Raw genomic sequence first — 21,273 nt, 5'->3', positions numbered from 1 at the left:
CGCTCGGCGATCTCCTCGTTGGTCAGACCGTGGTGGAGGTCGGCCGGGACTCCGCGCCCGGCAGCCCGAGCCGCAGATCGAGGGCGGGCAGGGCGAGGACGCCGAGGCCCACGACACCGGTCAGCAGCACCGCCACCGGGCGGCGCAGCACCAGGCGGGCCCAGGGGGTGCCGCCGTTGGCCGGCTGCCGCTCCGCTTCGGCGGCGGCCGGGGCCACCGGCTCCCGGCTGCGTGCCGTCGGCGACGGCACGCAGCCGGCCGACACCGCCCCGGCGGGCGGCGCGCCGGGCCCTGCGCGGCAGCACCCGGTCGCCGAGGAAGCCGAGCAGGGCCGGGACCAGTGTCAGGGCGATCACGACCGCGATCACGACCGTACCGGCGGCCGCCATGCCCATCTTGGCGAGGATGGGGATGCCCACCACGGAGAGCCCGGCCAGCGCGATGACGACCGTCAGCCCGGTGAAGACCACGGCGGAGCCGGCCGTGCCGACCGCCCGGCTGGCGGCCTCCTTCGGCTCGTACCCCTCCAGGAGTTCGGCGCGGTAGCGGGAGACGAGGAAGACGGCGTAGTCGATCCCGACGGCGAGGCCGAGCATCATCGCGAGCATGCTGGTCGTGGTGGAGAGGCCGAGGGTATTGCCGAGGGCGGTGATCGCCGCGATGCCGAGGCCGACGCCGACCAGGGCGGTCAGCAGCGGCAGCCCGGCGGCGGCCAGCGATCCGAAGGTGATCACCAGCACGACGGCGGAGATCGCCATGCCGATGGCCTCCGACGTGCCGCCCGCCTCCCCGCCGCCCATGAGCGCGGAGCCGCCGATCTCGACCGTGAGGCCGGCGTCCCGCCCGTGCCGCGCCGCCTGTTGGAGGGCGTCCGTGGCGGCCGGCTTGGCGTCGTAGCCGATCGTCGCGTAGGCGGTCGAGCCGTCCTCGGAGACGGTGCCCGCCTGGAACGGGCTGACCGCGCCGGTGACCTGCTCGCCGTGGGCGAGCTCGGCGACCGTCCGCTCCACGGCCTGCTGGTGGGTGGCCGCGGTGATCTTCTGCCCGGACGCGGCGACGAAGACCAGGCGGGCCGACGCCGCCCTCGGCGGTGCTGCCGGGGAAGCGCGCGTCCATCAGGTCGAAGGCCTGCTGTGCTTCCGTGCCCGGCATCGCGAAGCCGTCGTCGGGTGCCGCGGGTGCCTTGGCGGCCAGGACTCCGGCGGTCGCCAGCAGGGCGACCCAGAGCCGGGTCGTCAGGCGGCGCCTGAGGAAGGCCCAGCGGCCCAGGCGGTACAGGAATGTGGCCACGGGAGAGCAGACTCCTTCGGATGACGTTCACGGGTGCGGCGGCGGGCCCGGGGCCGCGGCACGGCCTGGGGCGCCCGGAGCATGGCCATCCTCGATCGCGGGGGGCCGCCGCGTCGTCCTCGCTGCGCAGGCCGTTCACGTAGTCCGTGCGCAGTAGCGCGGCACCCGGACGGAGTACGTCAGCTGCACCGCGGGGAGCAGCCGCCGGGCCTTCCGGCTCCCCGGCCCGGCCTCCACCGGGGTGGTCCGGGGCGGACGGCGACGTCCGGCGGGCCCCGGCGGTCCGGTGACCGCCCGGTCACCGGGGCAGTCACCCGGGCGGTCGGTGACGACGGGCCGGGAACGGGCAGGCGAAGTAGCGTGATGTGCCTGGCCCGACCGATTTGTCCGGTCCGGCCGGAAACGAACCCGCTCGATGATCTGATCATCCTGCCGCCGGAGGTGGCCTCATGGGCGTTCCAGCCGCTCGCATCGTGTTCGACGAGAGCGACCGCGCGGCCGTCGCGGACGCGGTGGCGGAGATCCTCGCCACCGGTGCGCTGACCCTCGGCCCCTGGACCGAGCGCTTCGAGCAGGCCTTCGCGGCCGAGCACGGCGCCTCGCACGCCGTGGCCGTCGCCAGCGGGACGGCCGCGCTGGAGATCGTCCTGCGCACCGTCGACGTCCGTGACCGCGACGTGGTCGTCCCGGCGGTCACCTTCTACGCGACCGCCGCCGCCGTCGTCCACGCCGGCGGACGCCCCGTCCTCGCCGACGTCGACCCGGCGACCTTCGCGCTCTCCCCCGAGACGCTGGAGGCGGCCCTCACCCCGGACACCGCCGCCGTGGTGCTGGTGCACATCGGCGGCCTGATCACCCCCGAGGTCGACGAGCTGCGCGCGATCTGCGACCGCCGGGGCATCCCGCTGGTCGAGGACGCCGCCCACGCGCACGGCAGCAGCTACGCCGGGCGCGCGGCCGGGTCGTTCGGCCTGGCCGGCGCCTTCTCGTTCTACCCGACCAAGGTCACCACCAGCGGCGAGGGCGGCATGATCCTCACCGAGTCGTCCGACCTGCGCGACGAGGCACGGATCCACCGGGACCAGGGCAAGGGCTCGTTCACCACCAACCACCACGTCCGGTTCGGCGCCTCCTGGCGGCTGAGCGAGCTCAACGCCGTCGTCGGCGCGGTGCACCTGCGCCGGCTCAAGGAGTTCGTGGAGACCCGGCGCCGGGTGGCCCAGCGGTACGACGCGGCGCTCGCCGGGCTCGACGGGCTGCGGCCGACGGTCGAGCCGGTCGGCTGCCGCAGCAACTACTACAAATACGTCGCCCTGCTGCCGGCCGGCGTCGACCGCGCCGCGTTCAAGCGGGCGGTGGCCGAGGAGCACGGGGTGCGGCTCTCCGGCGAGGTGTACGACCTGCCGCTGCACCTCCAGCCGGTGCTGGCCCCCTACCGGCGCGGGCCGCTGCCGGTCGCCGAGGACCTCTGCGCCCGGCAGATCTGCCTGCCGGTGCACTCCGACATGACCGAGGACGAGACGGACCAGGTGATCGAGGCGGTCACCGCCGTCCACCGCCGGCTCGCCGGATGACCGGGACGGCCGAGAGCACCGGGGCCGCCGGACCCACAGCGACCGCCGGGGCCGCCGGACGGGTCGGCCGGTCCCGATGACCGGAACCACCAGGAAGCCCGGAACCACCGGAACCACCGGGACGCCCCCGGACCGGACGGTCCGGGCGAAGGCCGGACAAGGAGAGAGACCGTGCGCGTAGCCGTCACCGGGGGATGCGGATTCATCGGCTCACACGTCGTGGACCGGCTGATCACAGCCGGCCACGAGGTGCTCGCGGTGGACACCACCGACAAGTACCTCAATGCCGACGCGGAGCACGCCCGCATCGACATCCTCGACCTGACCGCCCTCACCAGCGCCCTGGACGGCTGCGAGGTGGTCTTCCACCTCGCAGCCATGGCCGACGTCGAGCAGGTCGCCGCCGACCCCGTCCGGGCCGTGCGGATGAACATCGACGGCACCGAGGCCGTCCTGGAGGCGTCCCGCCGCAGCGGCCTCAGCCGCACCGTGCTGGCGAGCACCGTCTGGGTCTACGGCGCCGCCCTCACCGACGACCAGCTGGACGGCGGTGCGCAGGAGCTGGACGAGCACGTGCCCATCGAGCTGGAGCGCAGCGGGCACCTGTACGTCGCCACCAAGCTGGCCGCCGAGATGCTGGTGCACAGCCACCGGGAGCTGTACGGGCAGCACTTCACCATCCTGCGCTACGGCATCCCGTACGGACCGCGGATGCGGGACGAGCTGGTGGTCGCCCGGTTCGTGCAGGCCGCGCTGGCCGGCCGGCCGATCACCATCGCGGGCGACGGCCGGCAGAGCCGCAACTTCGTCTACGTCGAGGACCTCGCGGACGCCCACGTGCGCGCCCTGTCCCCCGCCGCCGAGGACCAGACCTTCGCCCTGGAGGGCTCCACCGCCGTCTCCGTCCGGGACATCGCCGACACCGTCGACCGGCTGCTCGGCCCGGTCTCCATCTCGCACATCGAGGCCCGGGCCGCCGACTACGACGGCCGCCGCATCTCGGCCGCCCAGGCGAAGCGGCTGCTCGGCTGGTCGCCGAAGACCACCTTCACGGACGGCGTGCGGCGCTACGCGGACTGGTACCGCGACGAGGGCGGCCCGGGCGCCGGCCGCGCGGCCGGCGGCTCCTGAGGCGGCGCCCCCGGTGCCGCACGCCCTGCTGGTCTCCGGCTCGCTCGGGCAGGGCCACGACGTGATGGCCCAGGCCTGCGCCGACTCGCTGCGGGCGCGCGGCTGGACCACCGCCACGGTGGACGCCATGGCGCTGCTCGGACAGCGCGCGGGCGCGGTCGGCGAGGCGGTCTTCCGCCGGCTGCTCGACCTGCCCGGCGTCTACGACGCCTTCCACTTCGCCGCGCTGCGCCCCGGCGCCCGGCCGGCCCTGCTCGCCGACGCCGCTGCGCGGACCAGGCTCGTCCCGGCCCTGCGGGAGCTGGTCGCGCGGCAGCGGCCGGAGCTGGTGGTGTCGGTGTTCGCCACCGCCACCGCGGCGGTGAACCGGCTGCCCCGGCGGGCCGGCGGGCCGGCCTTCCGGCACCTGGTGCTCTGCACCGACGTGACACCCCACCGGCTCTGGGTGCAGGAGGGCACCGACCTCTTCCTGGTCACCTCCGAGGTCGCGGCCTGCGCGGTGCGGCGCTACCGGCCGGAGGCCGCGATCGCCGTGCTGCCGGCGCCGCTGCGGGCGCCGTTCTACCACCCGCCCACCCGCGCGGCGGCCAGGGCCGAGTTCGGGGTGCCGCCCGACGCCAGGTGCGTGCTGCTGATGTCCGGCTCCTGGGGGCTCGGTCCGCTCGCCCGCGCCGCCACCGACCTGGCGGACGCCGGGCCGCACGTGCTCGCCGTGGCCGGGCGCAACCGCGAGCTGGAGCGCCGGCTGCGCCACGCCGCCGGCCACCGTCCGCGCCTGCACCCGTTCGGCTACACCGAGCGGATCCCCGCCCTGATGACCGCCGCCGACCTGGTGGTGACCAGCTCCGGGGACACCTGCAGCGAGGCCCGGGCACTCGGCCGCCGCCTGCTCCTGCTGGACGTCGTCCAGGGCCACGGCCGGGACAACCTCCAGCACGAGCTGGAGCTGGGCCACGCCGACGTCACCTCCGCCCGACCGGCCGACGTGGTCCGCACCGCCCTCGCCGCCCTGGACCGCCCGGCCCCGCCCCCCTCGGCCGGCGCCTCCCCGGAGGGCTGGCGGACCGGCTTCGCGGCCGCCCTGGCCCAGGTCGGGCTGGTCTAGGGGTGTTGGCAGCGTCCCTCCTGATCCGGCGGGACGCTGCCCGCACTCCCTAGCCGGGCCGGCCCGTGCGGGGCGGGACGGCGTGGTCGCGGAGTGGGCCGAGGGTGAGGCCGTGGGTGCGGCAGTGGGCGGCGATCAGGGGGAGGGCGGCGAGGGTGGCGCGCCAGGAGTCGGGGGCGGAGGTGCAGTCCGAGTCGTGCAGCAGGAGGGTGGCGCCGCCGGACAGGCCGGGGCGGGCGGTGGCGTACACGGAGGCGCCGGTGGCGTCGTCGGTCCAGTCCCGGCCCCAGGCCGTCCAGAGCACGGTGCGCAGGCCGAGGCGGCGGGCGGCCAGCGCCGGGCCGGCCGCCAGGACGCCGTACGGCGGGCGGTACCAGGACGGAGGGACCGCGCAGAGTTCGGTGACCGCCGCCGTGGCGCGGCGCAGTTCGCGCAGGTCGCGGGCGGGGGCCGGGTACCACTGCGGGCGGTGGTACCAGCCGTGCACGGCCACCTCGTGACCCCGGGCCACCAGCTCGCGACCGAGCTCCGGGGCCCGCTCCAGCATCGTGCCGAGCAGGAAGAAGGTGGCCCGGACACCGAGGCCGTCCAGCGCGTCCAGGACGTACGGGGTGCTGCGCCGGTCCGGGCCGTCGTCGAAGGTCAGCGCGACGTGCCGGTCCGCGTCGCCGTACCCGGCCGTGCGCCGGGCGAGGGTGCGGCGCACGGGCGGCAGGCGGACGGCGGCCGGGGCGAGGTGGAGCAGCTCGGCGCCCGCCACGGTGAGGGCCGCCCGGCGGGCGGTGCGCGTCCGGTCCATCGGTGCCCGTCCCGGGTCAGCCGAACCGGGACGCCATGCGCCGGAACACCCCCGGTGCGACGCCGTGGACGCGTGCGGCGAGGCCGAGCCAGCGCGGGACGAAGGGCCGGTCGCAGGACGTGCTGATCGCCCCGACGACGGCTTCGGCGACCCGCTCGGCGGTCACCGGCCGAGGTCTTTCACGCTGGTAGGGGGTGCCGCGCTGGGCGAAGAAGGGGGTGTCCACCGCGCCCGGCAGGACGATCCGGACGCCGACGCCGGTACCGCGCAGCTCGTACCAGAGGCTCTCGGCGAACATCGCCAGCCCGGCCTTGGTCGCCGAGTAGGCGGCCTCGTCGCGGACGCCGACCTGCCCGGCCATCGAGCCGAGGAGCACGATCCGGCCGCGCCGGCGCTCCAGCATGCCGGGGAGCAGCAGGCGGACCAGCCGTAGCGGGGCGGCCAGATTGACCTCGATCATCCGGTCCAGGGTGTCGGTGGGGGTCTGCGCGAAGGGGCCGCGCCAGCCGAGGCCGGCACTGGCGATCAGGACGTCGACCTGCCCGGCGGCGGCCAGGGCCGCCTCGGCGAGGCGCTGCGGGCCGTCCGGCTTGGAGAGGTCCTCGGGCAGGGCCCGGCCGCCGGTGCGGGCGGCGACCGCGTCCAGCCGGGTGCGGTCGGTGCCGGAGAGCAGCAGCTGCCAGCCGGACGGCGCGAGTCGGGCGGCGGTCGCAGCGCCGATGCCGGAGGAGGCTCCGGTGACCAGCGCCACCGGCGGCCCGGCGGCAGGGGCCCCGGGCCGGTCCGGCCGCCGGGGCCGGTGACGGCCTTCGTCCACCATGGCTGCTCCGCCCTTCCCACGCCTGGCCGTCCGTTTTGTCCGGCAAGTCACCTTCGCACGGGGGCGCCGTCCGGGCTACCGGGGTGGGATCGCCGCCGCCTCGCTCCGGCCGTCCGCCGCCGCCGCGACCGGCCGCACCTCGGCCTCCACCTCGCCGAAGCGGGAGAGCACGAAGGTGCCGCCGACCGCCACCGCGAAGCCGACCAGCGCGCACCAGGCGTAGCCCGGCCGCGCGGCGTCGCCCAGCGCGACCACGCCGACCAGGGCCGGACCGAAGGTCTCGGTCACCGTCCCGGCCGCCGTCGCCGCCGTCACGGTGCCCCGCTGCAGCGCGAGCGCGTACGCGAGGTAGCCGCCGAGGCCGCCCAGGGCGAGCCCGTACGCCGCCGGGTCGGTCAGCACGTCGGCCACCCCGCCGACGTCCAGCACCCGGACGGCCAGGCTGGTCACGCCGAAGCCGACCCCGGCGAGCAGGCCCAGACCGGCCGCCGCGGCGCCGCCGCCCCGGCGGGCCAGCACCAGGGTGAGCAGCAGCATCAGGACGGTGGTCCCGAGCAGCGCCCAGTGGAAGGCCGGCGCGGCGTACTCACGGCCCTCCCGCCCGGAGCCGAGGGCCAGCAGGGTGAGCCCGGCGACCACGGCCACGATCGCGGCCACGTCGCCGCGCCGCAGCCGGGCGCCGAGCAGCCAGACCGCGGCGAGCGCCGTCACCGCCAGACCCGCGTTGGTGACCGCCTGGACCAGGAAGAGCGGCAGACTGCGCAGCGCGACGACGCTCAGCACGAAGCCGCCGATGTCCAGCGCCGTCCCGAGCAGGAACTGCCAGGAGCGCGCCAGGGCGGCGAGCAGCCCGACCCGCACCCGGTCCGACCGCGGCGCCGACCGCGCGCCGCGCGCCTGGAAGACCGAGCCGAAGCCGAAGCAGACGGTCGCGACCAGGGCGGTGGTGAGTCCGAGCAGCATGACTCTCCTCGCTCCTCGGGGCGGGCTCCACGACCAGTCTGGTCCCGTGCGGGCGCACCCGCACGGGGTGCGGGCACGGCGGGCGCCGCACCGGCGGGCGCCGCACCGGCGCGAGCCGGCGCGCCGGTGTCACGGCTTGATGGCCACGGCCGCGTAGAGGGAGGCCTCGGTGTCGGACACGGCGGTGTCCTCGGGGCCGGCCGGGCGCCAGCGCGGGGTGGGGACGAGCCCGGGGGCGAGGAGCGTCCAGCCGTCGAAGAACCGGGCGATCTCATGGTGCGCGCGGGCCTGGCCGGGGGCGCCCGCGGCGCGGTAGATGCCGGCCAGCCGGGCGATCTCCTCGGGCGCGAAGTCGGCGGTGACGTGGGAGAGCACCAGGGCACTGCCGGGCGCGAGGGCGGCCTTCAGGTGTTCGACGATCGCGTGGGCGCGCTGCACCGCGGCGCCGTCGGGGCCGTCCGGCGCGACGGTGCCGTCCGGCGCGACGGGGGCGTCGGGCGCGTCGGGGTCGCCGGGCGCGTCGGGGTCGTCGGGGACGAAGTGCAGGACGGCGTTCAGGGAGAGGGCGACCGGGCGGGCGAGGTCGATGGTGTCCCGCAGACCGGGTGCGGCGAGCAGCGCCGCCGGCTCGGTCAGCTCGGCCTCGACGTACGCGGTGCGGCCCTCGCGGGCCCCGGTGAGCAGGGCCTGGGCGTGCGAGAGCACGATCGGGTCGTTGTCGACGTAGACCACCCGGGCCCGCGGGTTCACCCGTTGGGCGATCTCGTGCAGGTTGGGCGAGGTGGGGATGCCGGTGCCGATGTCGAGGAACTGGTCCAGGCCGGCCTCGGCGAGGGCGCGCGTCGAGCGGTGCATGAAGGCACGGTTGGCGCGCGCGGTCGCGCGCACCCAGGGGAGCGCGGCGAGCGCCTGGCCGGCCGCCTCGCGGTCGGCGGCGAAGTTGGTGATGCCGCCCAGGAAGTAGTCGTACATCCGGGCCGAGTGCGGCACGTTCAGTCGTAGGTCGACACCGTCGTAAAGGCTCATCGCTCTCCCCGGCCGCAGGACTCACCCGTCGTCGCCCACGCTACCGGCCCGTCAACCGCCGTTCCGGTCTGTGGAGTTCCGCTGGCCGATGATCCGTAGATCGGACGCAATGACTGTCGGTATTCGCACAAACGCCTGCGGTGACGAAACCTGGTGGAATGGGGTCCGCGGGCACGGGGCCCGCACCCTCGGGCGGCCGGCGGTCGGTCGGCGGCGGTGGAAGGCAGGTTCGATGACGATCGACAGGGGTGTCCGGGTACTCGGGCACCGGGGAGGACCGGCGCCGGCGGGCCCGGGCGGGGGCGGCCGCCGGAGGAACGGCCACGGGGACGCCGACGAGCACGGGTACAGCGGCCCGGAGTACGCCAACATCCGCCTGGAGCTTGCCTATTCGGCGTTCTGCGAGACCCATGAGCCGGCCTGGCGGGCCCTCGCCCTGACCCGGATAGGCAACCGCGCGGACGCGGCACTGATCGTCGAGGCGGTCAAGGAGGACCTCGCCCGGCACTGGGCCCACGTCCTGCGGTTCGAGGAACCGGCCGCGTACGCCTGGCGGCTGGCGAACCGTCATGTCGCCGACTGGGTGTCCGGCGAGGAGCGGGTCGAGGTGGAGGCGGTCACCTTCGAGGCCGTCATCGGAGCGTTCAAGGACGTCGCCAACGGCCTGCTGCACAGCGAGGCGGACGAGGTCCGGCTCTATGCGGCGATCCTCGAACTCCCCGACCGGCAGCGGGACGTGGTCGTCCTGCGGTACCTGCTCGGGCTGCACGTCAAGGTGATCGGCGCTTATCTGGGCCGGCCCGTCGCCACCGTCCACTCCAACCTCCGGCACGCCCGCGAGCGGCTGGCCAGACGGCTCGGTGTGCGCGAACTGCCGGACCGGGGAGGCGAACAGTGACCCCCCGGCCCCCGGCCGAGGCGCCCGCCGCACCGGCCACGCCACCAGGGGCCGTGCCACCGGCCGAGGGCGGGACGGCGACGCCGCACATCCCCCGGCCCGAACGGGCGCACGCCGAGCGGATCGCCGCGCTGCGCCTGGCCAGGCTCACGGCCGCGCCCACCCACCTGCCGTCCGAGCACGAACAGGCCACCTTCGAGCTGGGCCTGGTGGTCGCCCTGGTGCTGGGTACCCCGGAGGCGGCCCGGGGGCTGGACCTGCTGGTCAACGCGCGGCGGATCCAGCCGGAGGGAGCGGAGGTGTTCGCCGCGCTGCTCTACGCCACCGGCCGCGAGGAGGGCGCCGAGTTCTGGTGGCGGTTCGCCGCCGGATCGGGCAGCGGCACGGCGGCGTACTGCCTGCACCTGTACCACCTGCGGTACGGCGAGACCGACGACGCCGACTACTGGCGGGCCTGGTCCGACCAGCTCGCCGCCGCCCTGGGCCCGCCGGGAGCGCGCCCGCGCGGACCGACCCCGCCGCGGGTGGACCGGCCGCTGCTGCCGGACGACGTCCGGCGGGACGTGCTCTCGCGCTGCCACCGGGGCCTGGCGCCGCAACTGCCCCCAACGCTGGTCGAGGTGATCGACCGCCTGCCGCGCCAGGGCGATCCGGGCCGCGGCGACCCGGGCCACGGCGACAACGACCACGGCGACCCGGACCGGAGCGGTGACGTACCCAGCCCGTGGGGGCTGACCTCGGGTGCGACCTCGGCCTGTTCCTGGGACGGCGCGCAGGGGTGAACCGGGCGGCGGGACGGCCCGGCCCCGTTCGGGTGAGTCCCCGGGCCGGCGATCTCCGGACGGGGCGGGCGCAGGGCGGCGCCCGCCCCGGGCGCTCAGCGCGGGGCGAGGCGGCCGGCGATCTCCGGGCACCGGCCGGAGCCCTCGGCCACCACCGTCGCGTCGTCCCAGCACGGCGGGCCGGCCGGGTGGGCGGCGGCATGGACCACGTAGTGCTGCGGGGCCACCGCGGTGTCCCGGCCTGGCAGGGCCTCGATCACCGTGCGGTGGGCGACCAGCGGGGTGAACCCGGGGTCGTCGGTGGCGATCCGGGCGATCAGACGGCCGTCGACGAAGTCGACCCGGGTGGCGGTGCCGAGCGCGTCGACGACCAGGGCTCGGACGGCGTCCAGGTCCACCCAGGAGTTCTCGATCCGCTGCCACGCACCGGTCCGGACGGCGCCGCCCAGACCGGTCAGCGCGGGCAGACCGGCGAGCGGGACCGGCCCCCGGGCGGCGGCTTCGAGCAGCGCGGGCAGGGCCAGCGCGAAACGGCCGGTCTCCTCGCGGTCGAGCACCTGCGGGCAGGCGACCAGTGCGAACTCCAGGCTGTTCGAGGTCCGCAGGATGTTCAACATCAGCCGGACGGCGACCGGCTGGTCCGGCAGCCAGGTCAGTTCGGGGTCGCTCGTCGGGGACGGGCGGGCGTCGGACATCGCCTCGGGGATGGTCATGCTCAGGTCGTTGACCACGACCTGGCGGGCGAAGCGGGAGCCGCGCAGATGGGCGACGTCCTCGATCAGCTGCCAGACGGCGCCCGCCGGGAGGGTGCTGTGCCAGTAGCCGGCGAGCGACGCCGCCTTGGCCCGGCCGATCACCTCGTCGAGGTCGGCCGCGTCGGTGTCCAGGGCGATCAGGGCGTCCTGGGCGAGGGTGCCGATGTGGTCGGCCATCGCGGCGCGCTGGCGGTTGGCGGAGAGCGCCGACATCACCAGGTCGCCGCGGCCGGCCCGGCGGGCCACCAGGGCCGCGAAGGCCGCCAGCAGGACGACGGAGGGGCTCGCGCCGGTGCGCCGCGCGGTGGCGAGCAGGTCGGCGGCGGCCTGCCGCGAGCGCAGGACGACGGCGGCGACGCCGTCCGGCGGGCCGGTGATCCGGGAGTCCGCGAAGGCGGCCTGCGGCGCGGTGGACAGGACCTTCTGCCAGTGCCGCAGCGCGGCGGCGGCCTTGCGCCGGCCCTGGTCGCTCTGCTCCACCGCGGCCACCTCCAGCGGCGTCCGGGCGGTGACGGGCGGGAGCTCCTTGCCGGCCGCGAGGGCGAACCAGTCCTCGATGAGCAGCGTCGTCGCGGCGCCGTCCGCACCCGCGTGGCAGACGACCACCACCAGCCGGAGCGGGTGGTCGTCCTCGGTCAGCAGGGTGAACCGGAGCCGGGGCCCGGCCGCCAGGTCGAACGGGACGGCGACGTCGGCCCGGCCCAGCTCCTCGGCGAGCGCGTCGATCCCCGCCGCCCCGCCGGTCGACCGGCTGTCCACCACGGTGACGCCGAACTCGCCCTCGCCGCAGACCAGCTGACGCTCGGGGAAGGCGTCCGGCCCCGGCCCGGGCGGGAACACCGTCCGCAGCGAGTCGTGCCGCTCGACGAGCCGCCGCACGGCGTCGAGCGCGGCCGTCAGGGTCGTCCCGTCGGGGACCGGCCAGACGGACTCCTTGTTGATCTGCTCGGGTCGGTCCCGCCGGATGCAGCGGATCATGTTGTCCTGGCCGAGGGTCAGCGGCCCGAAGCCGCTGCTCGCGCCGCTGTACCGGACGGTGATCCGCCGGCTGGTCTCTCTCACGTCGTACGCGCCCTTCGGCCGGCCTGGGGTTGGAGCGGTGTGCGGGTCGGGACGTTATCAGCGGCCCGGCGAAGTGGTACAGACCAGATTTCTGGTGGCGCCGACGGACCGTCAGTTCCGTTGCCAGAAAGGCTGACAGGCCTCTGACAAGGCTTTCCAGCGGTGCCGTCGCAGCCGGAACGGCTGCTCCCCGAGCACCGCCACGGCGGCGCGGAACGGCCCGGGCACCGGGACGTCGTCGAGCAGGCAGGGGCCCTCGCCGAGCGTGCCCGGGTGGGCCAGACGCAGCGGGGCCGGGCCGGCCAGCGGCAGCCCGAAGCCCTGCACCAGTCGGCCGCCGTAGGCTTTGACGCAGGCCTCCCGGCGACACCAGAGGGTGGTGAAGCGCTCGGCCAGCACGGCGGGCGAGGCCGACCGGGCGAGGAACTCCGCCTCGGCGCCCGGGAAGTAGCGCTCGGCCACCCGGGTGGCCACCCGGGCGTCGTGGACCTCCTCGACGTCGACACCGACCGGCCGCCCCGCGGTCAGGGCCAGCACGGCCAGGGCGCCGGAGCCGGAGTAGCTGACGCCGACCCGCTCGTGCCCCACCGCCGGTTCGGGTTTGCCGTGCGGGCCGTACCGCCAGGCGAGTTCGGCGGGGTGCAGGCCGAGGCGTTCGGCCACCAGCAGCCGGACGACGCCGTGCACCACGGTGAACCGCCGGCCGGCCACGGGATCGCGGGCGGGGCTCCGGCCGGTGGCGCGGGCGAGTTCGTCACGGTCCAGCAGGCTTCGCAGGCTCCGGACGACCTCGTCCGGCTGGTCGGTGGGAATGGTCCAGAGGTCGACCCGGTCGGCGGTGTCCGGTGTGGAGGCGGTGTCGGACGTGGAGGCGACTTCGGAGGTTGAGGTGGACGTGGAGGCGGTGTCGGCGGCCGGACCCGCCGTCACGGGCCGGCCCGAAGGGTCAGGGTGCTCAGCACGCCCAGCCTGCGGTCGAAACCGGCGGCCAGCACCGGCCGCCCCTTCTCCTGCCACTCGGGCAGCCGCTCGGCCAGCTCCGCCCAGAGGCCGGTGAACGGCAGACCGGCGAACGGCAGGCCGGCCGCGGCTGCCACCTCGGGGACCGGCTCGGTCGCCAGGCCGGAGCCCAGCAGGACAGCCGCGTCAGCCCCGAGGGTTCCGACCTCCGCGCCGACCACCTCGGCCGCCTTCCGGCCGTCGAGCGCGGAGATCTGACGCACAATCAGTTCCACGTCGGCGGTTTCGTCCAGGACGAGCACGACGACGCTGTGCCGCTCGGGCAGGTCGACCGGCGCCGCCGGCCGGTAGTGCAGCGCGGTCTGTTCCGCCAGTACCACCACCGCCCGCCGGCAGGCCCCGGTGCGCTGGTACTCGGCGGCCACCCGCAGTGCGCTGAAGGCCACCGCCGACCCCTGGTCGCAGAGGGCGAAGGCCAGCGGCGCGCCCGGGCAGGACCGGCTGAGCGCCAGCGAGCTGGGCGCCCCCGGGCGCACGTCGGGCGAGTCGAAGGCGAGGATCAGCAGGTCCACCGGCACGCCGTCGGCGAGCGCCTCGGCCAGCAGGCCCTCGGCCAGTTCCTCGTAGGAGTGGCCGACGCCCTCGGCGAGGAGGTCCTCCCGCACCGGCAGGCCGTACGGCCGGACCAGGTCCGTGACGAACACCCGCAGGTCCGGGTCGAGCGAGGTCTCCGACCTGCCGTCGAAGGACCGCGCGAGGATCCGGGTGACGCCCAGGGCGAGCGGCGGCGCGGAATCGGCGGCCACCCGGTCAGTCCTCGGGGATGATGTGCCCGGCGACGTAGTCGGCCAGGCTGGTCACCGAGCGCAGGTCGTCCTCGCCGATCTGCTCGACGTCGACCTGGATGTCCAGCGTCTCCTCGACTTCGAGGATCAGCTCGATGGTGCCGGCCGAGGTCAGGCCGAGGTCGTCGAAGAGGCAGGCGTTCTCGGGGATCTCGGGGAGGTCGCGCTTGAGGACGCGCGGCAGCAGCTCGCCGATGCTCCGCAGGATCCGGTCGCGCAGCTCGACATCAGTGGTCTGGACCGCGGGTTCTGGCATGGATGTCCCGTCCCGTCGTGCGTGAGAGGTGAATGGGTGCGGCGGGCGGAGGCGTGGTCGTCCTCGCCGTGCCGATGCGTCGCCCGGGTGCGCCGAAACGACGATGCGTCAGTGTTCGACGGCCATGGCGGAAAAGGTGGCTCCGACACCGGCGGCGGCGATCAGGTAGCGGTCGCCCCGGTGGAGCAGCCCCCGCGTGGTGGCGGTGTGGAGATTGATGAGGCTGTCTGCAGCGAAACTGTGCCCGACGGAGCGCACGTTGTCCAGCACGACCTTCTCCACCGGGAACCCGATCCGTCGGCAGATCATCCGCCAGGAGGCCTGGTTGACGTTGTGCGGGAGCACCAGGGCGAGGTCCGAGAGGTCCAGACCTGCCTGGTCGAGGGCGGCCTCGATCGCCTCGATCATCACCACCGGGTACTCCCGCTGGTAGCGCGCCAGCAGGTCCGCGTCGCCGGCCAGGCGGCCGTCGAACTCGGGGCGGTGGCGGACGGCGTAGGAGAGCACCCGATTGCGCTCGCCGGTGGCCCGGACCAGGCAGGCGGCCGCGCCCTCGGCGAAGATCCCGGTCTCGGGCACCACCTGGGCGTCCTTGGTGAAGGTCTTCTCGCCGGCCAGCACCAGCGCCAGGGCCTCCGGGTCGTCCTGCCCGGCGAGCAGGCGGCCGGCCAGGTCGACGGCCAGCAGACCCACCGCACAGGCGTGGTGGGTCACCGTGAAGGCCGAGGCGTGCGCCAGGCCGTACCGGCCGAGCAGGTCGTGCAGGGGGTTGAGCGGGTACGGCACCGCCACCGGCATGCTGCGGGCGTGGATCACGAAACGGACGTGCCGTTCGCGTCCGCGCAGCTCCGGTAAGGCCTCGACGGCGGCGCCGAGCAGGTCGGGCAGCTTCCCGTCCGGATCCAGCCGCAGCTGGTCCAGTCCGTGGAAACGGCGGAAGAGTCGAAGTTGACGCGGGGTCAGGCCGATCCGCTCGCCCACTGCCTCAATGGGCACGGTGTGGTGGGGGAGGTGGACGGCCACTGCCTCCAGTGCTGTCACGCGGGCTAGTATTCCGACGCCCGACGGGTCGCACAAGTGATCTCGGGCCCTTCGCAGTCTCAATCCGCCCCCGTGCCGTCGAGCAGGTGGAGCCCCCATGACCTCTTCCGAACCCGAATCCTCCGCCGCCCAGGTCCGTCCGGAGCTGGTCGCCCTGCTGGCCCGGGCCGCCGGCGCGCCGCCCGAGTGGGCCGCGCTGGTCACTCCGCAGGCCCGGCTGGACGCCGATCTGCTGCTGGACGAGTACGAACTGACGGTGCTCGATGCCCTTTTGTGCGGGCACTTCGGGGCAGCCGCCGGCCTCGCCGCACACCGCGCCGGGCTGGACCTGGCCGAGCTGGAAGCCCTGACCGTCGCCGAGGTGCAGCGGCTGCTGCCCGCCGAGGAGCCCGTCCGATGAGCCGATTCCTGCTGGTGGTACCGCCGTTGACGGGACACGTCAATCCGGTCGTGGGGATCGCCCGCGAGCTGGCCGCGCGCGGCCACGAGGTCGCCTGGACCGGCACCGAGTCGGTCCTGCGGCCGCTGCTCGGCCCCGGGGCGGTCGTCCTGGGGACGGGCACCCGGGCGTTCCGGACGCAGGGCGGGCACGGACTGGCCGCCCTGCGCTCGCTCTGGGAGGGCTTCATCGTCCCCTACGCGCGGTTCACCGCGAAGCCGTTGGACGCGGCGGTGCGGGAGTACCGGCCGGACGCGCTGCTGGTCGACCAGCACACGCCCGCGGGCGCGCTGGTCGCCCACCGGCACGGTCTGCCGTGGGCCAGCCTGGCGCCGGGCGCGATGGAGCTGGGGCGGCCGTTCCGGGCGCTGCCGAAGGTCGAGGCCTGGATGACCGGGCTGCTCACCGGGCTCTGGCGACGGGCCGGACTGCCGGAGGAGGAGTACACCGACCCGCGCTTCTCCCCCGCCCTCGTCCTGGCGACGACCGGTCCCGCGCTGGCCGGTCCGGCGCCGCTCCCGGCGCACTACGCCCTGGTCGGGCCGGTGCTCGCCGAACGGCCGGCCGACCCGGCCTTCCCCTGGGAACGGCTGCAGCCGGGCCGGCGCCGGGTCCTGGTCACCATGGGGACGCTGGCCGGAGACCTCGGCGCGGACTTCCACGCCCGGGCCGTCCGGGCCCTGGCGCTGTGCGGGGACGACGTCCAGCCGGTGATCGCCGCGCCCGCCGCGCTGCTGCCCGAACTGCCGCGCCACGCGGTGGCCGTGGACCGGGCACCGGTGCTGGAGCTGATGGCGCGGGGAGCGCTGGACGCGGTGCTGTGCCACGGCGGGATGAACACCGTCGGCGAGGCGCTGGCGCACGGGATCCCGCTGGTCACCGCACCCATCCGACACGACCAGCCGTTCGTCGCGGCCCAGGTGGCGGCAGCCGGCGCCGGGCTGCGGGTGCCGTTCGCGCGCGTCACGCCCGAGGGGCTGGCGGCCGCGCTGCGCACCGTCCTCGACGCACCGGAGCACCGCGCGGCGGCCGCCCGGGTGGGCGCCGAACTGCGGTCCGGCGGCGGGGCCCTGACGGCGGCCGACCGACTGGAGTCGCTGGTCGGAACCGGGGCAGAACGATCGAATCCATTGGTCTAGGCCATTGTATCCGGGGCGCCGCAGACCCTAGTGTGGCGCGAAGCACCGCTTCCCAGGTGCCCCGGCCACCTTCCCCGCACGGACCGTCCAGCCCTGTGTGCGCTGGACGTCGTCGACGTGGCACATCCATCCCCGCACGGGAGTTCTGGTTGATCGAGACCAAAGGACTTCGCAAGTCCTATCCGTCCAAACAACGCGGCCAGGCTGCCGTCGACGCCGTCCGCGGCATCGACCTGGACGTGGCCGCAGGCGAGATCTTCGGCTTTCTCGGGCCCAACGGCGCCGGTAAGACGACCACCCTGCGCATGCTCGCCACCCTCATCCGGCCGGACGGCGGTGCGGTCCGGATCGCCGGCGCCGACCTGCTGACCGACCCGGCCGGAGTCCGGCAGCGGATCGGGTACGTCGCCCAGGGCGGTGGCACCGCCGACGCCGTCACCGCCCGCGAGGAGCTGGTGATGCAGGCCCGGATGTACGGCGCCCGCAAGACCCTGGCCCAGCAGCGGGCCGAGGAGGCCCTGAAGGCCTTCGGGCTCACCGAGTTCGGCGACCGCGCGTGCCGCACCTACTCGGGCGGCCAGCGCCGCCGGCTGGACATCGCACTGGGCGTCATCCACGCGCCGCGGGTGCTCTTCCTCGACGAACCCACCGTCGGGCTCGACCCGGCCAGCCGGGTGCAGGTGTGGGCGGAGATCCGCCGCCTGAACGCCGAGGGCCTGACCGTCGTGGTGACCACGCACTACCTGGAGGAGGCCGACGCGCTCTGCGACCGGGTGGCGATCGTCGACCACGGCGAGGTCGTCGCCGAAGGAACCCCGGAGAGCCTGAAGCGGGAGATCTCGGGCGACGTCGTCCTGGTCGGCCTGGCGGCCGGCGAGGCCGAACGCGCCACCAAGGCGCTGCGCGAACAGCCGTACCTCCACCGCCTGGAGACCCAGGGCGAGGACGACCTGCGGCTCTACCTCGACGACGGCGCGGCCGCGATCCCGCGACTGCTGCGCGCCCTCGACGGGGCGGGCGTCGTGCCCGGCACCGTGCAGCTGCAGCGGCCCAGCCTGGACGACGTGTTCCTGGCCCGGACGGGCCGTTCCATCGAGCAGTCCTGAGCACTGATCCCCGAGAGGCCCCCATGAAGCTCGCCCGCGACACCTGGCTGGTCTTCCAGCGACAGCTGCTGATCATGTGGCGAACCCCGATCTGGATCGCCGTCGGGCTGATCCAGCCCCTCTTCTACCTGCTGCTGTTCGCCCCGCTGCTCAAGACGGTGCTGGCGCCGATGGGCGCGATCACCTACGCCGACGCCTACCAGATCTACGTACCGGGCCTGTTGGCGGTGCTCTGCATCTTCGGCGGCCTGTACACCGGCTTCAGCCTGCTCGGCGAGCTGAAGGCCGGGATCATCGAACGGTCCCGGGTGACCCCGGTGAGCCGGCTGGCGCTGCTGCTCGGCCGGGCGCTGCGCGAGACGGTGGCGCTGCTCGTCCAGGCCGTCCTGATCACCCTGATCGCGCTGCCGTTCGGGCTGCGGGTGGCACCGCTGGACCTGCTGCTGGCGTACCTGCTGCTCGGCCTGCTGGCCCTGATGACCTCGGCGATCTCCTACGGCATCGCGCTGGTGCTCCCGGCCGACGAGGCGATGGCGCCGGTGGTGAACACCCTCGCGCAGCCGATCGCGCTGCTCTCCGGCGTCCTGCTGCCGCTGGTGCTGGCGCCGGTGTGGCTGCAGAACGTGGCCAAGTGGAACCCCTTCTACTGGGCCGTGGAAGGCATGCGGGCGCTGTTCTCCGGCCATGTCGGGGACAGCGTGGTCTGGCAGGGGCTGCTGGTGGTCGTCCTGATGACGGTGGTGTCCGTGTACTGGTCGGCCCGCCTGTTCTCGACCCGGGTGCGCTGAGCCCCGCGCGTTCCCCATGCGGTACGAGGGCGGGGCCGGGGCTCGAAGAAGCCCCGGCCCCGCCCTCGTCCGTGTCGCTACCGGGCCTGCGCCCGGATGAAGCGGGCCAGCTCGGCGACGCCGACGTCGATCTGGTGCTCCGTCAGCGAACTGACCGAGAGCCGGAGCCGGTGCTCTCCCCCGCCCGCCGGGTAGAACGGCGCCATCGGCGTCCAGAGCACTCCGAAGTCCCTGGCGCACCGCTCCATGGCCGCTTCGTCGGCCGTGAAGGGCACCGTCAGCACGGCGAAGAAGCCGCCCTCCGGCTCGTTCCAGGACAGGCCCAGCCGCCGGCGCTCCGCCGCCGGGAACTCCCGCTCCAGGGCGCCCAGCAGCGCCGTCATGTTGGCCGCGTAGTAGGCCGTCGCGCGGGCGTTGGCGGCGCGCAGCCGGCAGTCGTGGCGCAGCAGCATGCCGCCGATGACGGCCTGGCTGAGCGCGGGCGTGTTCACCGTCGTCATGCTCTTCAGCTTCGCCAGCTCGTCGGCGAGCAGCGAGCGCCGGCCGCCGGGGCCGGCCACCTCCTGATCGGCGACGACGTAGCCGAGCCGGGCGCCGGGGAAGCAGGTCTTGGCGAAGGAGCCGAGGTAGACGACCTGCCGGCGGCGGTCCAGCGCCTTCAGGGTCGGCCGCTCGCCGGGGTCGCGGGCGAAGAAGCCGTACGGGTTGTCCTCGATGACCAGCAGCCCCTCCGCGGCGGTGGCCTCCAGCAGCCTCGCCCGGGCGCCGACGGGCATGCTGGTGCCCGAGGGGTTGGCGAAGTCGGGCACCACGTAGAGGGCCCGCGGTCGCCCGCCCCCGGCCCGGACGGCCCGGGCGGCTGCCCGGACGGCCTGCGGGTCGGGGCCGCCGTCGGGGCCCTCGGGCACCGGGACGGTGGTCAGGTCGAGCAGCCGGGCGGCGCCGGTGACGCCGACGTAGCAGGGCGAACTGACCAGCAGGACGTCCTGCGGGCCGGCGCAGAGGGCGCGCAGCGTCAGCAGCATGCCCTCCTGGGCGCCGACGGTGAGCACCAGGGACTCGGGGGCGACGGTGAGGCCCTCGTCGTTGGCCAGGGTGCGGGCGACCAGGTCGGCGATGACGCCCTTGGTCGGGCCGTACTGGAACAGCGTGGTGCGCACGGCGTCCCGGTCCAGGCCGCGGGCCGCCAGGTGGTCCAGATAGGCGTCCAGGTGGCCGTGGACGTCCTCCGGCTCGAAGAAGCCCTCGTAGGGGCGGCCGGGGGCGAAGGAGACGGCCCCGGGGTAGCGGGTGGTGACCTCGTTGAGGAAGGTCATCGCGTCCAGCAGCGGATCCGACAGCGAGGCGTGCAGTCCGGACAGCGCGAGGGGCTCGACGTCCGGGGCGTCGGGCGGGGCGAGCGGGCGGAGGGCGGTCACCGCAGGGCCTCGCGCAGCCGCTCGGCGGCGTACCGCTGGGCCTCGCCGGCCGCGTCCAGGACGCCCGTCATGGCGAAGAAGCCGTGCGGCATGCCCGCGAACCGGCGGGACTCGACCGGGACGCCGGCCGCCCGCAGCGCGTCGGCGTAGTGCTCCCCCTCCGCGCACAGCGGGTCGTACTCCGCGGTGATCACGGTGGCGGGCGGCAGCCCGGCCAGGCTCGGGGCGCGCAGCGGGGATGCGTAGGGGTGGGCGCCGTCGGCGGGATCGGCCAGGTAGTGGCCCCAGTACCAGGCCACCGAGCGGCGGTTGAAGAGCAGCGGGTCGTCGTGCCGCTCCGGCGGTGCGGCGGCGACCGCGCGGTGGTCGGTGTTGGGGTAGACCAGCAGCTGGTGGCGCAGGGCCGGGCCGCCCTCGTCCCGGGCGAGCAGGGTGAGGGCGGCGGTGAGGTTGCCCCCGGCGCTGTCGCCGCCGACGGCCAGCCGGGCCGGGTCGACGCCGAGGGCGGCGGCGTTCCCGGCCAGCCACCGGGCGGCGGCGCGGCAGTCGTGGACGGCCGCGGGGAAGGGGTGCTCGGGGGCCAGGCGGTAGCCGACGGAGGCGGTGACGCAGCCGACGGCGTTGGTCAGCCGACGGCAGATCGCGTCGCTGGTGTCGGGCGAGCCGAGGGTCCAGCCGCCGCCGAACAGGTAGAGCAGCGCGGGCAGCGGCCGGCCGGCCGGCTCGGGGCGGTAGAGCCGCAGGGCGAGCTCGCCGCCGGGGCCGGGGATCCGGTGCTCCTCGACGGCGGCGACGGGCTCGGGGGTGCCGGCGGCGGCCCGGATGTCGGCGAGGTCGGCGGCGCGGGCCTGGGCCGGGGTGAGGCTGTAGAGCGGGGGTGTGCCGGCCTGCGCACGGCGTTCGCGCAGGGCCTGGGCCTGGGGGTGCAAGGGCATGGTCATCCCATCGGACGGCGGGGGTCGGGCGCTCCTGCTCGGAGCCTGCCCGGTCGGTCACGCCCGGACGGGCTCGCGGAGGGGAGTCCTGGGGCTTGTCCGAGCAGTTCGCGTCGCGAGAGCGCGGCGGGGAGTGTCGGA

20 protein-coding genes and 1 pseudogene are annotated in these 21,273 nt (G+C 75.3%); 9 read left to right on the top strand and 12 right to left on the bottom strand.

Annotated elements, in window-relative coordinates:
• Window positions 1–28: 28 nt before the first annotated feature.
• Window positions 29–1,290: pseudogene (locus ABZ495_RS06230) on the bottom strand (MMPL family transporter); the annotation flags it as partial.
• Window positions 1,291–1,739: 449 nt separating this feature from the next.
• Here ABZ495_RS06230 and ABZ495_RS06225 point away from each other — a divergent pair.
• From ABZ495_RS06225 to ABZ495_RS06215, 3 genes are all read left to right on the top strand, one after another.
• The gene (locus ABZ495_RS06225) at window positions 1,740–2,864 is read left to right on the top strand and encodes a DegT/DnrJ/EryC1/StrS family aminotransferase (RefSeq protein ID WP_359834660.1); all 1,125 of its coding nucleotides are present in this window, start codon (window positions 1,740–1,742) and stop codon (window positions 2,862–2,864) included.
• A 171-nt stretch (window positions 2,865–3,035) separates the two neighbouring features.
• A complete protein-coding gene (locus tag ABZ495_RS06220; protein ID WP_359807124.1) occupies window positions 3,036–3,995 on the top strand; it encodes an NAD-dependent epimerase/dehydratase family protein in 960 nt (319 codons plus the stop codon).
• Between the two features lie 13 nt (window positions 3,996–4,008).
• A complete protein-coding gene (locus tag ABZ495_RS06215) occupies window positions 4,009–5,100 on the top strand; it encodes a hypothetical protein (RefSeq protein WP_359807121.1) in 1,092 nt (363 codons plus the stop codon).
• 49 nt (window positions 5,101–5,149) lie between these two features.
• On the opposite strand, the gene ABZ495_RS06210 is transcribed toward ABZ495_RS06215, so the two are convergent.
• The 4 genes from ABZ495_RS06210 to ABZ495_RS06195 form a co-directional block, all read right to left on the bottom strand.
• Window positions 5,150–5,899, bottom strand: coding sequence for a polysaccharide deacetylase family protein (locus tag ABZ495_RS06210; RefSeq protein ID WP_359834658.1), 750 nt, complete (start codon window positions 5,897–5,899; stop codon window positions 5,150–5,152).
• Between the two features lie 16 nt (window positions 5,900–5,915).
• On the bottom strand, window positions 5,916–6,719 hold the full coding sequence (locus tag ABZ495_RS06205) for an SDR family NAD(P)-dependent oxidoreductase (RefSeq protein ID WP_329491319.1): 804 nt from the start codon (window positions 6,717–6,719) through the stop codon (window positions 5,916–5,918).
• A gap of 75 nt (window positions 6,720–6,794) precedes the next feature.
• A complete protein-coding gene (locus ABZ495_RS06200) occupies window positions 6,795–7,682 on the bottom strand; it encodes a hypothetical protein (protein ID WP_352294623.1) in 888 nt (295 codons plus the stop codon).
• Between the two features lie 129 nt (window positions 7,683–7,811).
• Window positions 7,812–8,708 (bottom strand): SAM-dependent methyltransferase, encoded by an 897-nt coding sequence (locus tag ABZ495_RS06195; RefSeq protein ID WP_359807112.1) that lies wholly within the window; start codon window positions 8,706–8,708, stop codon window positions 7,812–7,814.
• 232 nt (window positions 8,709–8,940) lie between these two features.
• On the opposite strand from ABZ495_RS06195, the gene ABZ495_RS06190 reads away from it, so the two are divergent.
• Both ABZ495_RS06190 and ABZ495_RS06185 read left to right on the top strand, forming a co-directional pair.
• Window positions 8,941–9,606: a sigma-70 family RNA polymerase sigma factor gene (locus ABZ495_RS06190; protein WP_359807109.1), complete on the top strand. Its 666-nt coding sequence runs from the start codon at window positions 8,941–8,943 to the stop codon at window positions 9,604–9,606.
• A complete protein-coding gene (locus tag ABZ495_RS06185) occupies window positions 9,603–10,388 on the top strand; it encodes a hypothetical protein (RefSeq protein WP_359834655.1) in 786 nt (261 codons plus the stop codon). Before ABZ495_RS06190 ends, ABZ495_RS06185 begins: the two co-directional genes overlap by 4 nt.
• Before the next feature lie 95 nt (window positions 10,389–10,483).
• Here the strand turns inward: ABZ495_RS06185 and ABZ495_RS06180 are convergent, their stop codons facing one another.
• The 5 genes from ABZ495_RS06180 to ABZ495_RS06160 all read right to left on the bottom strand — a co-directional run bounded on the left by ABZ495_RS06180 (window position 10,484) and on the right by ABZ495_RS06160 (window position 15,307).
• Window positions 10,484–12,205 (bottom strand): condensation domain-containing protein, encoded by a 1,722-nt coding sequence (locus tag ABZ495_RS06180; protein ID WP_359834653.1) that lies wholly within the window; start codon window positions 12,203–12,205, stop codon window positions 10,484–10,486.
• Window positions 12,206–12,316: 111 nt separating this feature from the next.
• Entirely contained in the window at window positions 12,317–13,135 is an 819-nt protein-coding gene (locus ABZ495_RS06175; RefSeq protein WP_359834651.1) for a 4'-phosphopantetheinyl transferase superfamily protein, read from the bottom strand.
• The gene (locus ABZ495_RS06170; protein WP_359834649.1) at window positions 13,132–13,971 is read right to left on the bottom strand and encodes a hypothetical protein; all 840 of its coding nucleotides are present in this window, start codon (window positions 13,969–13,971) and stop codon (window positions 13,132–13,134) included. The genes ABZ495_RS06175 and ABZ495_RS06170 overlap by 4 nt, the downstream gene beginning before the upstream one ends.
• 4 nt (window positions 13,972–13,975) lie before the next feature.
• The gene (locus ABZ495_RS06165; RefSeq protein WP_329491311.1) at window positions 13,976–14,266 is read right to left on the bottom strand and encodes an acyl carrier protein; all 291 of its coding nucleotides are present in this window, start codon (window positions 14,264–14,266) and stop codon (window positions 13,976–13,978) included.
• Window positions 14,267–14,374: 108 nt separating this feature from the next.
• On the bottom strand, window positions 14,375–15,307 hold the full coding sequence (locus tag ABZ495_RS06160) for a 3-oxoacyl-[acyl-carrier-protein] synthase III C-terminal domain-containing protein (protein WP_359807096.1): 933 nt from the start codon (window positions 15,305–15,307) through the stop codon (window positions 14,375–14,377).
• A 97-nt stretch (window positions 15,308–15,404) separates the two neighbouring features.
• Here ABZ495_RS06160 and ABZ495_RS06155 point away from each other — a divergent pair, with 97 nt between their 5' ends.
• The 4 genes from ABZ495_RS06155 to ABZ495_RS06140 all read left to right on the top strand — a co-directional run bounded on the left by ABZ495_RS06155 (window position 15,405) and on the right by ABZ495_RS06140 (window position 18,779).
• Entirely contained in the window at window positions 15,405–15,707 is a 303-nt protein-coding gene (locus tag ABZ495_RS06155) for a hypothetical protein (RefSeq protein ID WP_329491308.1), read from the top strand.
• Complete coding sequence (locus ABZ495_RS06150) at window positions 15,704–16,885, top strand: glycosyltransferase (RefSeq protein WP_359807090.1); 1,182 nt, start codon at window positions 15,704–15,706, stop codon at window positions 16,883–16,885. The genes ABZ495_RS06155 and ABZ495_RS06150 overlap by 4 nt, the downstream gene beginning before the upstream one ends.
• Window positions 16,886–17,034: 149 nt before the next feature.
• Window positions 17,035–17,991: an ATP-binding cassette domain-containing protein gene (locus ABZ495_RS06145; RefSeq protein ID WP_352294601.1), complete on the top strand. Its 957-nt coding sequence runs from the start codon at window positions 17,035–17,037 to the stop codon at window positions 17,989–17,991.
• A 23-nt stretch (window positions 17,992–18,014) separates the two neighbouring features.
• Window positions 18,015–18,779: an ABC transporter permease gene (locus tag ABZ495_RS06140; protein WP_329491305.1), complete on the top strand. Its 765-nt coding sequence runs from the start codon at window positions 18,015–18,017 to the stop codon at window positions 18,777–18,779.
• Window positions 18,780–18,856: 77 nt separating this feature from the next.
• Here ABZ495_RS06140 and ABZ495_RS06135 read toward each other — a convergent pair whose 3' ends face one another.
• On the bottom strand, window positions 18,857–20,197 hold the full coding sequence (locus ABZ495_RS06135; protein WP_359834648.1) for a PLP-dependent aminotransferase family protein: 1,341 nt from the start codon (window positions 20,195–20,197) through the stop codon (window positions 18,857–18,859).
• Window positions 20,194–21,132, bottom strand: a complete 939-nt coding sequence (locus tag ABZ495_RS06130) for an alpha/beta hydrolase (protein ID WP_359834646.1) — start codon at window positions 21,130–21,132, stop codon at window positions 20,194–20,196. Before ABZ495_RS06130 ends, ABZ495_RS06135 begins: the two co-directional genes overlap by 4 nt.
• Window positions 21,133–21,273: the final 141 nt, after the last annotated feature.

The sequence above is a fragment of the Kitasatospora sp. NPDC005748 genome, assembly GCF_040630735.1.
GTDB lineage: Bacteria > Actinomycetota > Actinomycetes > Streptomycetales > Streptomycetaceae > Kitasatospora.
Note: the sequence above shows the minus strand (reverse complement) of the source record. Positions and strands in the feature narration are given on the sequence as shown.